12 protein-coding genes are annotated in these 15,524 nt (G+C 74.3%); 7 read left to right on the top strand and 5 right to left on the bottom strand.

What is annotated here, in order from left to right; translation table 11 throughout:
- From HCN51_RS21200 to HCN51_RS21190, 3 genes are all read right to left on the bottom strand, one after another.
- Entirely contained in the window at positions 1-660 is a 660-nt protein-coding gene (locus tag HCN51_RS21200; protein WP_168011261.1) for a hypothetical protein, read from the bottom strand.
- A 283-nt stretch (positions 661-943) separates the two neighbouring features.
- A complete protein-coding gene (locus tag HCN51_RS62340) occupies positions 944-1,486 on the bottom strand; it encodes an SET domain-containing protein-lysine N-methyltransferase (protein WP_168011260.1) in 543 nt (180 codons plus the stop codon).
- 3 nt (positions 1,487-1,489) lie between these two features.
- The gene (locus HCN51_RS21190; RefSeq protein WP_168011259.1) at positions 1,490-2,683 is read right to left on the bottom strand and encodes an FUSC family protein; all 1,194 of its coding nucleotides are present in this window, start codon (positions 2,681-2,683) and stop codon (positions 1,490-1,492) included.
- 87 nt (positions 2,684-2,770) lie between these two features.
- Between HCN51_RS21190 and HCN51_RS21185 the strand changes: the two genes are divergently transcribed.
- The 6 genes from HCN51_RS21185 (at position 2,771) to HCN51_RS21160 (ending at position 9,651) form a co-directional block, all read left to right on the top strand.
- Entirely contained in the window at positions 2,771-3,379 is a 609-nt protein-coding gene (locus HCN51_RS21185; protein WP_168011258.1) for a dienelactone hydrolase family protein, read from the top strand.
- A complete protein-coding gene (locus HCN51_RS21180) occupies positions 3,376-3,738 on the top strand; it encodes a VOC family protein (protein ID WP_168011257.1) in 363 nt (120 codons plus the stop codon). Before HCN51_RS21185 ends, HCN51_RS21180 begins: the two co-directional genes overlap by 4 nt.
- 88 nt (positions 3,739-3,826) lie before the next feature.
- Entirely contained in the window at positions 3,827-4,465 is a 639-nt protein-coding gene (locus HCN51_RS21175; protein WP_168011256.1) for an ATP-binding cassette domain-containing protein, read from the top strand.
- The gene (locus HCN51_RS21170) at positions 4,449-5,681 is read left to right on the top strand and encodes a hypothetical protein (RefSeq protein ID WP_168011255.1); all 1,233 of its coding nucleotides are present in this window, start codon (positions 4,449-4,451) and stop codon (positions 5,679-5,681) included. Before HCN51_RS21175 ends, HCN51_RS21170 begins: the two co-directional genes overlap by 17 nt.
- A complete protein-coding gene (locus HCN51_RS21165) occupies positions 5,681-7,381 on the top strand; it encodes an ABC transporter permease subunit (RefSeq protein WP_168011254.1) in 1,701 nt (566 codons plus the stop codon). The genes HCN51_RS21170 and HCN51_RS21165 overlap by 1 nt, the downstream gene beginning before the upstream one ends.
- Entirely contained in the window at positions 7,378-9,651 is a 2,274-nt protein-coding gene (locus tag HCN51_RS21160) for a hypothetical protein (RefSeq protein WP_168011253.1), read from the top strand. Before HCN51_RS21165 ends, HCN51_RS21160 begins: the two co-directional genes overlap by 4 nt.
- Positions 9,652-9,666: 15 nt before the next feature.
- On the opposite strand, the gene HCN51_RS21155 is transcribed toward HCN51_RS21160, so the two are convergent.
- A complete protein-coding gene (locus tag HCN51_RS21155) occupies positions 9,667-10,362 on the bottom strand; it encodes a zf-HC2 domain-containing protein (RefSeq protein WP_168011252.1) in 696 nt (231 codons plus the stop codon).
- Positions 10,363-10,396: 34 nt separating this feature from the next.
- Positions 10,397-10,921 carry a sigma-70 family RNA polymerase sigma factor gene (locus HCN51_RS21150; RefSeq protein ID WP_428981544.1) on the bottom strand — a complete coding sequence of 175 codons (525 nt, stop codon included), beginning with the start codon at positions 10,919-10,921 and terminating at the stop codon, positions 10,397-10,399.
- 168 nt (positions 10,922-11,089) lie between these two features.
- On the opposite strand from HCN51_RS21150, the gene HCN51_RS21145 reads away from it, so the two are divergent.
- Positions 11,090-15,361 carry an FtsK/SpoIIIE domain-containing protein gene (locus HCN51_RS21145; RefSeq protein WP_168011251.1) on the top strand — a complete coding sequence of 1,424 codons (4,272 nt, stop codon included), beginning with the start codon at positions 11,090-11,092 and terminating at the stop codon, positions 15,359-15,361.
- Positions 15,362-15,524 lie beyond the last annotated feature (163 nt).

Below are 15,524 nucleotides of genomic sequence, written 5' to 3'. Positions count from 1 at the left end.
CTAGAAGGCCGCCCGTTCCCAGGGGACGACATGGATGCGCCCGCCGGTGAGCACGAACTGCACGATCTCCGCCGTGCGCAGCTCCGCCGTCCCGAAGTCGGCGTCCGCGTGCGCGTCGCACCACGCGACGAGCTCGCGGGCGTTGGTGAGGGGGGCCGCGAAGTGCACGAGGCTGACGTACCAGAGGTCGCGGACGCGGCCGTGCTCCAGGTCGCGGATGCCCCGGGACTCCAGCGCGTGGGCGAAGCGCTTGCGGACCGTGTCGAGGGTGTCGTCCTCCGGGTGCGCGCCCACGAGGACGCCGCCCTGGTGCGGGTGCACGCCCGCCAGCCGTACGCGTGCCGGGGGCAGGCCGTCCACCGCCTCGGCCAGCGCGGCGCCGTACCCGCGGCGCAGCGGGTCGTCCTCGGGGACGCGCGTGCGGTACGGCTCCAGCGACCTGAGCGTGACGTGCAACGTGCGGCCACCGTGGACCCAGTGTCCGGGGGCGTCCACGGTGGCGGCCAGCTCCGTCATCCGGTCCACGACCGCGCCCTCGGGGCGCAGCACCGCCGCGGCGCCCCACCGCAGGGCGCCCTCCACCATGGGCACGTCGTACGTGGCCCGGCCGGCCAGCAGGGTCGCCCGGCCCTTCGCCCGGAACTCCGCAAAATCGGACATTCGTGCAGTATGCCATGATCACCGGGCGGAACAGGGCTGCATACTGGCCCGGTGGAGCCGGCGGAGTGGTGCGAGACGTGGCTGGGGGCGGCGCCGAGGTGGAAGCTCTCCCGCACGGGGCACCTGTCGGTGGTGCGGGGGCGAGCTGGCCGCCGTGCACGACTGGGACAGCGTCGTGGCGCTGCCCGAGCCCGCCGTCGCCGGTGCGGCTGCGGCAATGTTCGCCGGGACGGGGCGGTCCGCCGTGCGGGCCGGCGTGGAGGAGAGCGCGCTTCCCGGAGTGCTATGTGCGGGCGGGGCTGGACTGGGGGACCGGATTGACGATCAGGTCGAGGAGGGCGGGCACCCAGTGGTCGCCGTAGCGCCGCACGAGGTCGGGGCGGCGCCAGTCGGCCCCGGTCACCCGGCCCCGGCACAGCGGCGTGCCGCACCGGCAGTCCAGCGCGAAGCCGGGGTCGGCGGTGCTGGTGGCGTAGTCGCTGGTGACCTCCTCACCGGGGCGCAGGTCGCGGCGGGCGGCCAGCGTGTACGGGCCGGTCCACCACAGGTTCGGGTCGCAGGAGTGGTTCGCCTTGCCGATGGCGGTGCCGGGAGGCAGGACCAGGTGCAGGTCCGCGGTCACCGTGATGGTGTCGACGTAGGGCACGTCGGGGTCGGCGATGAGCGCCTGGAGCCGGTCCCACGTCACCAGCCGCCCGCCCAGCCGGGCGACGACGGTGCCGGCGGGGATGGCCACTGTGGTGAACAGGCCCTCACCCGCGATCGGTGAAGGGCGTACCTCCAGGGCGGGGTGGAGCCGGCAGGCGGGCTCCGGAGCTTGCGTCACCCGTCAATCCTGCCGCGGGAAGGCGGCCTTGTGGGGGCCGGTGTCGGGGTCGAACTCGTGGCGGATGCGCGCGCAGTCGTCCAGCAGCGCCCCCTGCAGCGAGCGCAGCTCCGCGTGCCGGGTCTGGTGGAACGCGGTGGCCAGCCGCCGCTGCTGGCGTTCGCCGTCGTCCAGCGCGGCGCACAGGTCCTCCATGTCCTCCCGCCGCCCGTTGCCGATCTGGAGCATGCCGAAGTCCCTGAAGACGCGCGCGAGCGCGGCCAGCTCGTCGGCGAGGGGCTCCGGCAGGTCGGCGCCGCGCTGCCCGGGCAGGCCGCGGACGCCGGCGACGAGGTCCATCAGCCCCCTGGCGATGCCCCTGAGCTGGTGGCAGGCGTGGTCGAGGCAGGTGGCGGCCTCGGCGACCTGGCGCAGGCGGCGGTCGTAGCGGCGGCGGCGCGGCGACAGCCGTACGGACTCCGCCGCCTGGTCGGCGGCCTGCTCGGTGTCCTCCAGCCGCTGCGACAGGCCGCGCGCCCGCTCCAGCCAGTCGCGCGCCTCGTCCTTGCCCCAGTCGCCGCGCAGGCCCCGCGACATGTCCTCGGCCAGGTCGGCCAGCTCGCCGGACAGGCCGCACAGCTCCTTGCCGGCCTTGTCGACGAAGCGCGGCGGCAGGACGAGCAGGTTCGCGGCGATGCCGATGCCGGCGCCGAGGAGCACGTCCCAGAGGCGGGCGAAGCCGTACGTGCTGCCGAGCGCGAACACCAGCAGCGCCGTGATGGGGATCTGCACGTTCTGGGCGGGCAGGTTCAGCAGCCGCGTCAGGACGAGGCCGGCCACCACCAGCACGGCCAGCGTCCACGCGTTGGCGCCGATGAGCCAGATCAGCGCCGTGGCCGCGCCGACGCCGACGACCACGGCGAGGATCTGCTGGCCGCCGCGCACGAGGGTGCTGTACGCGGTCGCGGAGACGGTCAGCAGCACGCCGATGGGGACGAGCACCGGCAGGTCCACCTTGAGCACGTACGCGGCCAGCCACCAGGCGACCGCGCACGCCGCCGTCACCTTGATCGTCTGGGCCAGCGCCTCCCGTTCCATGCGCAGCCAGCGCCCGAACCCCATGCTGCGCACGCGGGCGAGCGCCGCCGCCCCGCCCGACACGATGCGTTCGAGCGGGGAGCCGGGCACCTCGCGTCCATGCCCTGTCTCTCCCTCCATGTCCGTTTTCCTGCCCCGTGAGAGCGCTGATAGAGCCGCCGCCGAGCGGGTAGCGCCAGAGGAGGGCCAGGGGAGGGCGGGTGACACATGTCCGGCGATCTGATCGTTCCTGACGCCGCGCGTGGCATGGTGGTGTTCGTGCACGGCAGCGGCAGCGGCCGGCACAGCCCGCGCAACCGGTACGTGGCGGGTGCGCTCAACGAGGCGGGCCTGGCCACGCTGCTGTTCGACCTGCTCACCCCCGAGGAGGAGGCCGACCGGGCGAACGTCTTCGACATCCCGCTGCTGGCCGATCGGCTGCTGGAGCGCACCGCCCGGGTACGCGCCCACCCCGACACCAAGGGCCTGCCGATCGGCTACTTCGGCGCCAGCACCGGCGCGGCCGCGGCCCTGTGGGCGGCGGCGGAGCCGGACAACGCGATCAGCGCGATCGTCTCGCGCGGCGGGCGCCCCGACCTGGCCGGGGACCGGCTGGCGGCGGTGCGCGCGCCGACCCTGCTCATCGTGGGCGGCCGGGACCCGGTCGTGGTGGAGCTGAACGAGGAGGCGCGGCGGCGGCTGCGCGCGGACAGCCGCATCACGGTCGTGCCGGGGGCGACCCACCTGTTCGAGGAGCCCGGCGCGCTGGAGGCGGTGGCCGGGCACGCAAGAGACTGGTTCAGCACCCATTTCTCCGCCCCCCAGGAGGCTTTGTGAGACTGTCCGCCACCGTCCTGGAGTCGCCCGACGCGAACGCCCTGGCCGCCTTCTACCGTGCCCTGCTGGGCTGGAAGGTCAGGGAGGAGGAGCCCGGCTGGGTGATGCTCGCGCCGCCCGACGGCGGGGCGGGCCTGTCGTTCGCCACCGACCCGCAGTACGTGCGGCCCACCTGGCCCGCGCGGCCCGGCGCCCAGCAGATGATGATGCACCTCGACATCGAGGTGGACGACCTGGAGGAGAGCAGCGCCAGAGCGGTGGAGCTGGGCGCCACGGTGGCCGGCTTCCAGCCGCAGGAGCACGTACGCGTGCACCTCGACCCCGACGGCCACCCCTTCTGCCTCTTCGTGAACACGTAGCGGTATCGATCAATCACGTTGAAGTCATGCACCGTTTGTGCCAACGTCAAGTGCGGAGGTCATCCCGACGTTGACGGCGGTTGCGGACGTGCCACTTCTGAAGATCGACGGTCTCACCTGGGACACGCACGGAGCCCGGCGCCGCCTGTCACCCGACCCGCTGACCCTCGACCCCGGCCAGACCGCCGTGGTGGTGGCCCGCGGGCCGGCCGACGCCGACGCGTTCGCCGACATCCTGCTCGGCCTGGAGATGCCCGTCGGCGGCCGCATCGGCCTCGACGGCCACGAGATCACCATGCGGCCGCCGGCGGAGCGCGAGATCGGCCTGGTGCCGGCGGGCGCGGGCCTGCTGCCGCACCTGACCGTCGAGCGCAACCTGGCGCTGGCCGCGCGTGACGACCTGGCGCCGTCGTTCGTGCAGGGGCGCATCGCGTTCATGGCCCGGCGGCTGGACATCCAGGGCTTCCTGCGTTCCCGGCCGCACGAGCTGGCCCACGACGAGCGGCTGAGCGTCGCGCTGGCGCGGGTGCTGTGCCGGCCGCTGCCCGTGAAGGTGGTGGTGATCGAGGACCGCACGGGCTGCGGGCCGTGTCACGCGGCGGTGAGCGGGGCGCTGGGCGCCGACCCCGGGCTGGCGGTGCTCGTCGTCACCGACGACGGCACGAGGGTGGCCAGCCTCGCCTCCCCTTCCTGCCTCTGGGAGATCACCGATGTCGATGAGCCGTAGGGCGTTCCTGGCCGCCGTTCCCGCCGTCACGCTGGCGGGCTGCGCGGGGCCGCCGCCGCTGCGGGTCGCGGTGGTGTGGAGCGGCGAGGAGTTACGCCGCTTCCTGCGCGTGGTCGACGCGTACGTGGCCGAGAGGCGGCGGCCGGTCAGCGTCTACTCGGCGGGCGACAACATCAGCGCGCTGCTGCGCGGCCCGGCCGCGGACGTCGTGCCCGACGTGGCGGTCATCCCCCGGCTGGGGCTGCTGTTCGACCCCCTCGTGCGGCCCCGCATCAGGCCGCTGACCGGCGGGCACGCGCAGCCGGCCTTCTGGCGGCGGCTGGTGACCGCGCCGGAAAGCGGTGAGACGCTGGGCGCCTGGTTCAAGATCGCGAACAAGTCGCTGGTGTGGCACCGCGCGGGCGAGCGGCACGCGCTCGCCGGCCTGACCGCCTGGCAGCCGCGCCCCGGCACGCTGGCGATCGGCGCCGCCGACGGGTGGGTGCTCAGCGACTGGTTCGAGAACGTCCTGCTCGCCTACGCCCCCGAGGTGTACGACGGCCTCTTCCCCCCGGCCGAGCAGGGCAACCAGGCGTGGTGGGGCGTGGCCAAGGTGACCGAGGCGCTCACGCTGCTCGCCACGATCTGGCGCGAGGCGTTCACCTACGACCAGGGCAGGCGCGCGCTCACCCTGCAGTTCCACGACTCGATCCTCGACGTGTTCAGCTACCGCACCGCCGACGTCGTGGCCGCGCCCGACTTCGCGCTGCCCGTCATCGAGCGGTACGGCGGCAAGGACGTGGCCGGCCACTTCCCCTTCCCCGCCTACCCGGGCGGGTCGCCGCCGCTGGTCGTCGGCGGCGACGTGGCGGTGGCGATGCGCGGCGGCGGCCAGGACGCGGTGGACTTCGTCGACTGGCTGACCAGGCCGCGCGCGGGCGGCGAGCGGGACGTGCTGACCGCCTGGGTGGACGAGGGCGGGTTCCTGACCCCGTACAGACAGCCGGCGCACCCGCTGCTGCGCGGGCCCGCCGAGGCGCTGCACACGGCGGGCAACCGCCACTACGACCTGTCCGACCGGCTGATCGGCCGACTGGAGGGCGGCGACGGGCGCGGCCTGTGGCGGGTGCTCACCGAGCTGTTCACCGATGTCACCGCGGGCACGGCCGCCCCCGCCGCGGCGGCCGCGGCCGCCCGCGAGAAGATCGTGGCCGCCGCCGGGGAGGGCCCCGCCTGATGAGCGAGCAGAACGCGTTCCTGTTCGAGGTGGCCCCGCACCACGACGCCCGGATGCCGCCGGCCGGCCACGGGCTCAGCCGCTGGCGGGCCGCCCTCTACCTGCTGCTGGCGGTGCTGCTGTCGGCGGGCGTGATCCTCGCGCCGCTCCTGGTGACCGTGGTCATCAGCCTGTCCAGGCCCGGCGCGTGGGCGGGCGTGCTGAGCGACGGCCAGGCGTGGCAGGCGGTCGGCAACACGCTCATCTGGTGGGTGCTGGTCGTGGTCGTGTGCGCGGTCGGCCTCGGCCTGGCCTGGCTGGTCAGGAACGCCGGGCCCGCGCTCGGCCTGGTCATGCGCGTCATCCTGGTGCTGCCCGCCGTCGTCTCGCCGCTCACCACGGGGGCGGTCTTCCGGCTGCTGTTCGACACCAGCCGCGAGCGCGGCATGGCCGCCGCCCTCCTGGGCCGCGACACCGCCTTCCTCGGGCCCGGCTGGATCTGGCTGGTGCTCGGGCTGGCCTTCGTCTGGCAGTACGCCGGGGTCGCGTTCCTCGTCTTCCACGAGGCCCTGGCCCGGCTGCCGTCGAACCTGCTGCGCATGGCCAGGGCGTTCGGCGTGGGGCGGCGGCGCCGGCTCTGGTCCGTGGTGCTGCCCGCGCTGGCCGGGCCCGCCGCCCTGGCGTACCTGTTCGCGCTGGTCGCGGCGGCCCGCGTGTTCGACCTCGTGCTGATGGGGGTGCCGGGGTCCACGCAGGCGCTGGTGGAGGGCGGCGGGCTGTTCTGGTGGCGGCACAACGACGACCTGGGCGACGGCGGGGCCGCCGCGCTGGCCGTGCTGATGTCGCTGCTGGTGGCGGGGCTGGCCGCACCGGCGCTGCTCGGGCTGCGCGGGCGCGTGAGCTGGACCGACCCCGCCCTGACGGCACGTCCACCGGCCGCTTCCGGGCGGCGCCTGTGGCCGCTCGGCGGGACGGTGGCGGTGCTGTGGCTGCTGCCGTTCGCGGCGCTGCTGCTCACCTCGCTGCGCGACCCCGTCGCCGCCGCCCGGACGGGCTGGTGGAACGGCGAGCCGTGGACGCTCGCCTCGTACGCCGAAGCGCTGTCCGACAGCGCGTTCACCGGGGCGCTGGGCACCACGCTCCTGCGGGCAGTGGCGGTGGTGTGCGTGGTGCTGCTGGCCGCGGTGCCGGCCGCGTACGTGCTGGCCCACGAGCATCGGCTGCCCCGCCGCGCCTGGCGGCCCGTCCTGCTCGTCACGGTGGCCCTCGCGGCGCTGCCGCCGCAGGCGTTCGCCGTGCCGCTGCAGCGCTGGCTGAGCCCGGTCGGCACGCCGCTCGCGCTGACCATCGTGCACGCGGCGCTGGTGATCCCGCTGGCGGTGCTGGTGCTGCACAACGCGTTCGTCCGGGTGCCGGCGCCGATGCTGGCGCGCGACCGGTGGGAGCTGGTCCACGTGGTCCGCGAGGCCCGGCCCGCGGTGGTGCTGGCCGGGGTGCTGGCGTTCGTCCTGGTCTGGAACGACGCGGTGGTCGGGCTGCTGCTCAACTGGCCGTCGGGCGACCACCTGCCGCTGATCCTGCTGGAGCAGGCCCGCCACTTCATGAGCGCGGCGAGCCCGCTGGCGGCGCAGGCGGTGATCGCGACCGCGGTGCCGGTGCTGGTGGTGGCGCTGACCGCGCGCCGGCTGTACCGGGGGCTCACGCGGGGGGTGCGCCGATGACGGACATCTCGCGCCGGGAACGGCTCAGCTACCGGCTCTCCCGGCTGTACCGGCGGGCCGCCGCGCACTGGGCCGAGCTGGGCGTCGGCGGTGTGCTGACGGTGGGCGGCACGGTCCTGCTCCTCCAGGAGGAGCTGATCAAGCAGCTCATCGGCGGCTTCCCGACGTGGCTGCTGGTCGTCCTCGTGGTGCTGGTGCCGATCGCGGCGGCGCTGCTCACGTACGCGATCCGCCGCCGCCGCGAGCCGGCCGCCCGCCCCGTCCTCGCGCCCATGCCGTTCCCCGACCGGATCGACGGCCTCGTCGGCAGGGACGCCGAGCTCCAGCGGATCAAGGACGAGGCCCTGGAGCGCGGCGTCGTCGTCGTGCACGGGCCGATCGGGATGGGCACGTCCGCCGTGGCCGTCCAGGCGGTGTGGGACCTGGCGGGCGAGGCACGCAAGCAGCGCTACGCCGACCTGCGCGGCCCCGACAGAGACCGCCCCGAGACGCCGCTCAGCGTGGCGCAGCGGGTGCTGCGCACGCTGAACCGGCCGCCGGGCGCCATCCAGGAGCCCCACGACGCGACCGCGCAGGTGATCGAGGCGCTCACCGGCACCGGCCACGTGCTGCTGCTCGACAACGTCAGCTCGTGGAGCCAGGTCGAATGGCTGCCGACCCGGGTGCCCGGCGCGCACATCGTGGTGGCCGGCACGCTCACCGACGCGCCGCCGCAGCACGTCGAGCCGATCCAGCTCGGCCCGCTCGCCCCCGACGCCGGCCGGGCGCTGCTGGCCCGCCACATCGGCGACGACCGCGCCGCCCGCGACCCGAAGGCACTGGAGCTGCTGGTGGACGTCTGCCTGGGCAGCCCGCTGGAGCTCGTCAGAGTCGGCCGCTGGCTGGCGGGCAACCCGGGCGTGCCGCTGCAGTCGCTGGTGGACGACCTGCGCAGCCTGCCCGTCTCCGACACGCTCGACTTCGTGCTCACCCTCGGCGTCAAGCAGCTGCGGCCCATGGCCAAGCAGCTCTTCGTGCTGCTGGCCGGGCTGCCGATCGCCGAGGTGGACCACCAGGCCGCCGCCGCGCTGCTCGGCGTGCCGTCCGCCGCCGACGCGATCGCGGAGCTGGCCGAGCTCGGGCTGGTGGAGAACGTACGGATGACACGGGTCAGGGTGTCGGGCGCGTTCCGCGGCGGCGGCGCGGAGGGCACGCCGAGGGAGGTGGCGGCGTGGCGGCGGCTGGTGGAGCACTTCGCCGGGCAGGCCGCCGCCTACGCCGACCGGCTGCCCGCCGAGGAGGCCAGGGCCTGGTTCGCGATGGAGGACCGGGTGCTGCTGCAGGTGCTGGCCCGCCACGACCCCGCGCCCAGGACCGGCCGCGCCCTCGCCCGGATCGCGGACGCGCTGGAGACCTGGTTCCGGCTCGAACAGCGGCACGAGGACCGGCTGCGCGCGGCGGCCGAGCTGGCCAGGGCCGCCAAGGCGCTCGGCGACGAGCAGGTGCAGGCCACGGCCGAGCTGCGCCAGTGCGCGGTGCTGCTCACCTGGGGGGATCCGCGCAAGGCGCGCCAGCACTTCAACCGCGCGGCGGCGCTGCACGTCAGGGTCGAGTCGTGGCCGGCCGGGCTGCACCTGGCGCACGCGGCGCTCCTGCTGGCCGGCGGCGACGAGTTCACCGCCGTCGAGTCCGCCCTCGTCCGCTACGGCCAGGCGCTGGCCGGCGGCGACGTCCTCGGCCAGGCGCTGCGGCTGGCGAACGTGGCGGCGCTGCTCATGCGCAGGGCCCAGACGCTCGACCACGACGGCCGCGGCCCCGAGGCGCGCACCCTGCACGCCCATGCCAGGGTCGTGCTGTTCCAGGCGCTCGACCTGGCCCGCCGGGCCGGCGACCCCGGGGCCGAGGCGCACGCCCGCGAACTGCTCGCGCTGGCCCACCACTACCTGGGCCAGGGCCACGACGCCGGCCTGCACCTGGGCGAGGCCGAGCGGCTCTACGCCGGGGCGGCCGACGAGATCGGGCGGGCCCGCTGCCTGGTGCACCGGGCCGGGATCATGCTGGAGGACCCGGCGCACGAGCCGGCCGCCGTGGTGGCGCTGCTGGAGGAGGCCGAGCCGCGTCTGCCTCCGGCAGGGGTGAGCACCGCGCTGGCCCACCTGCACCTGGCGCGGCTGCGGCGCGAGCGCGCCGCGGAGCACCAGGAGGCGGGCTTGGCGGCCCTGTCGCCCTGGGACGGGATCGCCGAGCCCAAGCAGGTGAGCGAGCTGCGGGTGCGGTTACTGGCCCTTTAGACGGTTACTGGCTCTTTAAACGGTGACGGTCGCCAGGGTCCTTCCGTCGGAGGTCTGGATGGCGAAGTGGTTGAGCTCCGACTGCGGCAGGCTGGTGCCGCCGTGCAGGACGAGCGGGTCGGGCGAGCCCGGCACGCCGTACCCCTTCTCCGGCACGCCCCAGCTCGCGACCACCTCCGAGCGCCCGTCGTCGCCGAACGCCACGAGCCGGCACTGCAGCGGCCCCTTGACGCCCTTGAGCTCCAGCGCGACGTGGGTGCCCCACCCCTTGTCCTCCAGGCCGACGACCCCCGACACGCCGGTGGCCGGGTCGGTCACGGAGTAGGTGTGGCCGGTCAGCAGCAGCTCGCGGGCCGGGCCGTGGACGCTGTCGGGGTTGGGGCCGCTCGTCACGGAGCTGACGGCGAGGAAGACCCCGGCGGCGACCACCAGGCAGGCGGCCGCCGTCATGACGCCGCGGTGCAGGCTGCGGCGCCGGCGCTCCTTGGCGGCCCGGTGCACCAGCAGCGACTCCACCTGCGGGTCCGGTGGTTGCGGCAGCAGGTCGTCCGGATGGACGCCCTTGATCAGCTCGCCCATCGCGGCGAACGAGCCCACCTCGGACGCGCAGCTCCCGCACGCGTCCAGATGGCGCTCGAAAGCGGCCCGCTCCTCCTCGTTGAGCAGGCCGAGCGCGTACGCGGCCACGTCCTCGTGATGTACCTCTGTCATCACGCCACCCCCCTGTCATCGTGACGCTCCTCGATCACGGCAGCGTCACCCCCCTTTCCTCCAGCGCGACCCGTAAGGCGCGCATGGCGTAGTACACGCGGGACTTCACCGTGCCGACGGGCACGCCGATCGTCTCCGCCGCCTCCTGGACGGTGCGGTCCAGGAGGAACGTCTCGGTGAGCACCTGCCGGTGCGCGGGGGACAGCGACATCATCGCGTCGGTCACGACGATCTCCCGTAACAGTCGCTCGTCCTCGGCCGCGACCGGCTGGACGCGGTCGCCGATGTCCTCCACGGTGTCGAGGGGGCGCGAGCCGGAGCGCCGGCGGTTGTCGATGACGACCCGGCGCGCGACCGTGGCCAGCCAGGGCATCAGCGAGCCGGACTCCGTGCGCAGGTTGTGGAGGTTGCGCCAGGCGCGCACGAGGGTCTCCTGGACGACGTCCTCGGCCCAGCGGCGATCGCCGCCCGTCAGCCTGACGGCGAAGGCCATCAGGGGGGCGCCGTATTCGCGATAGAGGGCTGTGACCATGGCCTCGTCGGTTACGCGGTGAGACACTCCGCGGCTCCCTGCGCTGCGGATATCATGAAATATCGCGCTCGGTAGGCTGATATTGAGAATTATCACTCTAGCCACGAGACGGGGCCAAGGTTGGATAGTTTGCCTGTCTCGCCTAAAGCTAGATTTATCTGCTGAATCGTGCTTCAGTCCCCTGGAGAGGGGATTATGATCATTCGGTTGACGATCCGCGATCCGGCGGCCTCCACCGCCGTCGACGCCGAGGTGACGGCGGAGCCCGAGACCCTCGTCGGCTCGCTGCTGCGGGCGCTGCCCTTCCCCGTTCGCGGCCGTCCCTGCTACGTCGGCGGCGACAAGCTCGACCCCGACTCCCCCGTGTCCGACAGCCCGCTCGTTCCGGGGGCGACGATCAGCGTCGGCGAGCCGGAGCGTACCCAGCCGTGGAGACCCCTCGCGGCGGCCGGCGCGATCCGCGTGTTCGCCGGCCCGGACGCGGGCCGGGTGATCTGGCTCAGCCCCGGCAGCCACGTCATCGGCCGCGAGTGGACCGACATCAGCCTGCCGCTGGACCAGAAGGTGTCCAGGCGGCACGCCCGCCTCGACGTGTCGTGGACGGGCGAGGCCACGGTCGTGGACCTCGGCTCGCGCAACGGCACCCTCGTGGACGAGCTGGGCGTCCAGGCGCCGGTGCCGCTGCGCCCCGACGGGGTGCTCCAGGTGGGCGACGACCGGCTGCGGTGGGCGCCGCTGCCGGCGTCCCGGCTCAGGACCACCCGCGCCCGCGACGGGCGCATCGACTTCGACCGGGCCTTCTCCCCCGCCCCCGCCGTCGCCGGCGCGCGCGTCACGCTGCCGCGGAACGAGGCTCCGCAACGCAATATCGGGGTGGCGCTGGTTTCGTCGCTGCTGCCACTGCCGATTTCCATCGCGATGGCGATCTTCCTGAAAAGCCCGTACTTTTTGCTGTTCGGATTATTGACGCCGATCACGTTCTTCGGCACGCAGTGGGTGGAAGGGCGGCAGCGCAAGAAGAAAGAACGCGAGTTCGCCCAGCGCAAACAGGACACGATGGAGCGCGTCCGGCAGCACGTCGTGCACGAGCAGTGGCTGCGGCACGTGGTCGCCCCCGACGAGGTGGACCTCACCTTCGCCGCCACCCACGAGGGGCATGGGCTGTGGCCGCGCAACGCCGACTCGCCCGACGGGCTGACCTTACGGGTGGGCGTGGCGGACGAGCCGGCCACGATCGCGTTCGAGGGCGAGCCGTGGCCCGGGTTCGTCCCGCCGGTGCTGCGCGGGGTGCCCGTCACCGTGGACCTGCGGCAGATCGGCGTGCTCGGCGTCATCGGCCCGCCCGGCCCCGTGGACGCGCTGCTGCGCTGGCTGCTGGTCCAGCTCGGCACGCTGCGCGCCCCCGACGAGCTGCGGCTCGTGCTGATCACCGCCTCCGGGGGCGAGCACCTGGCCTGGACGCGCTGGCTGCCGCACCTGAACGTGGACGCCCCCGTACCGTGCCTGGTCGGCAACACGCCCGAGACCCGCGCCGAACGGATCGAGGAGCTCAAGGACCTGGTCACCGAGCGGCTCAAGGCCAAGGAGCGGCACGTCACGTTCGCGGAGGAGATCGTCGTCGTCCTCGACGGGGCACGGGCCTTACGCGACATCCCCGGCATGAAGGAAGTGCTCAGGGAGGGCCCCACCGTCGGCGTGTACGTCATCTGCGCCGACCAGCGCAGCCTGAACGAGTGCCGCGGCGTCTGCGAGCTCGACGGCGCCGGCATGCTGCTCACCCGCGGCCGGCAGGGCTTGCCCGTCCCCGTGCAACCGGAAAGCCTCGGCGAGCAGGCCGCCGAACGCATCGCCCGCGCCGTGGCGCCCATGCGCGACCGGCTCACCCTGGCCAGGGCCGACAGCGTCATCCCCGACGCCGTCCGCCTGCTCGACGCGCTCGGGATGGGCGTGCCCGACGCCGAGGCCGTCCTGACGCGGTGGGCCGCCGACCCCGGGCCGACCACCCGCGTGTGCGTCGGCGCCGACGGCACCGGCCCCGTCACCGTGGACCTCGCCGCCGACGGGCCGCACACCATGCTCGGCGGCGCCACCGGGGCCGGCAAGAGCATCCTGCTGCAGACCCTCGTCACCTCCCTGCTGCTCGCCAACCGGCCCGACGAGCTGAACCTCGTGCTGGTCGACTTCAAGGGCGGCAGCGCGTTCCTGCCGTTCGAGCGCTGCCCGCACGTGGTCGGGCTGATCCGCTCCACCGGCGACACGGCCGCCGACGTCTTCGACGAGGCCGCCGCCCGCCGCGTGCTCGCCTCCGTACGGGCGGAGGTCCGCCGGCGCGAGGCCGTCCTCGCCCGGTACGGCGGCGAGATCGACGCCTACTGGAACGCCGGAGGCCGGCTGCCCCGGCTCGTCATGGTCTTCGACGAGTTCGCCCGCGTGCTGGAGACCTCGCCCGACTTCCTGCGCGAGCTGGTCAACGTCGCCGCCAAGGGGCGCTCGCTCGGCATGCACCTCGTGCTGGCCACGCAGTCGTTGCAGGGCAAGCTGTCGCCCGAGCTGAAGAACAACATCTCCCTGCGCATCACCCTGCGCCAGAACGAGCCCTCCGACAGCGTCGAAGTGCTCGGCGTGCCCGACGCCGCCACCATCCCGTCCCGGCTGCGCGGCCGCGGCATGATCATGCGCGTGGGCGGCGAGCAACGCACCCCGCAGCTCTTCCAGACCGGCTACCTCGGCGACCCGCCCTCCACCGGCGCCGCGCCCGCCACCGCCCGCCTCGCCCCCTGGCCCACGCTCGGCCTGCCCCGCCCCGAGTCTCGGGACGGCGGGCGGCGGGCCAGCCGCACCGACCAGGACCTCGCCATCGCCGCCGTCCTGGAGGCGGCGCCGCGCCTGCCGGTCGAGCCGCCGTTCCGCCCCCTCCTGCCGCCGCTGCCCGCCGCGCTGCCGCTGGCCGCGCTGCCAGGAGCGGACGGGGTGCCGTTCGCGCTGCTCGACGACCCCGCCAACCAGGCGCAGCCCGTCATGTCCCTGGACCTGGCCGGGACCGAACGGCTCATGGTCGCCGGCGGGCCCCAGTCGGGGCGCACCACGTTCTGCCGCACCCTGATCTCCAGCCTGGCGGCGCGCTGCTCGCCCGAGCACGTGTGGCTGTACGTGATCGAGAACCAGCCGGGCGGGCTGGCCGCGTACGCGTCGCTGCCGCTCTGCGGGGCCGTCGTCGGCGGCGGCGAGCCCGACCGGATCCGGCGGCTCGTCACCTGGCTCGCCGAGGAGGTGGAGCGGCGGCGGCTGGCCCGCCTGACGCCCGGAGGGCCGGCCGCGCCCGCGATCGTGCTCGTCATCGACGGGTGGGAGTACTTCGAGGACCGCGGCAGCCCCGACTTCTTCGAGACGCCCCTGCTCGTCACCCTGCGCGGCATCGTGGCCGGCGGGGCGCCCGTCGGCATCCATACGGTGGCGGTGGGCGGGCACGACATGCTGCGCGGCAAGACGCCTGACCTGTTCTCGCGGCGGCTGTTCCTGCCGTTCCCCCGGGAGGAGACGCGGCGCTCGTACCTGACCTCGGGGATGGTGTCGCCGCCGGTGCTGGCGGGGCGGGCGATCGAGGCGGCGAGCGGCCTGCACGCCCAGATCTGCCTCCCACCCGAAACCCTCCCCGGCCCTGTTCCACCCGTCTCCGGCTCGCCTGTCTCTGGCTCACCCGTCCCCGGCTCACCCGTCTCCGGCCGTCACAGCCGCGCGCCCGCCCCCGCCCACGCCGCATCCGCCAACCTCGGCCCCCGGCCTTTCCCCCCGCTCCCGGCCGCCGTCGCGCTCCGCGACCTCCCCTCCCCGGCCATCGGCGTCGGCGGGCCCGGCGTCACCCCCGTCGGCCTCGACCTCTTCGACCTCGGCCCGCACCTCGTGCTCGTCTCCGGCCCCGCCGGGTCGGGCCGCAGCACGGCGGCGCTGGTCATGGCGACCGTGCTGCTGCGGGCCGGCGTCCGGGTGCTCGCGCTCGCCCCGCCCCGCTCCCCGCTGGTCCGCTCGCTCCCCGAGGCCAGGGCACTGACCGGCACCTCGTTCACCGACGAAGAGCTGCGCGAGGCCGTCGAAGCCTTTGAGGGGGACCGGTACGCGGTGGTGGTGGACGACGTCGACCAGATCACGATCACCCCGCGCGAGCAGGGCTTCGACACCCTCCCCACCCTGCTCCAGGACCTCCTCGCGCCGTCGGAGCTGGGCCGGCGCGCCCTGGTGCTGTGCGGCGACGCCACCTCGCTGCTGGAGGGGCACCGGCGGGCGCTGGCGAGCGAGGTGAGCGAAGTGCTGCGCTCAGGCACCCGCTTCCTGCTGACGCCGACGAGCCGGGTGCACGCCCGGGAGCACGGGATCAACCTGGAGCCCGACCAGTTCTTCGCGGGCCCGCCGGGCCGGGCCTACATGGGGTCGGCCCGCCGCCTGGACCTGCTGCAGTTCGCCACCCTCTAGAGGCCAGTTCGTGCCGCGAACTTCACGAGACCCCGAAGGTCGGAGGACAAGGGCAACTACCAGGTAGAACCGCGCTCCACTGGGCAGCTTCGCATTTTTTCCCCTTCCAGAGTTGCAGTTCGTGCCACGAACTAATATGGTTCGTAGCACGAACTCACCACTT

The organism is Nonomuraea composti, assembly GCF_012034275.1.
GTDB lineage: Bacteria > Actinomycetota > Actinomycetes > Streptosporangiales > Streptosporangiaceae > Nonomuraea > Nonomuraea composti.
This window is presented reverse-complemented; position numbering and strand designations above follow the sequence as displayed.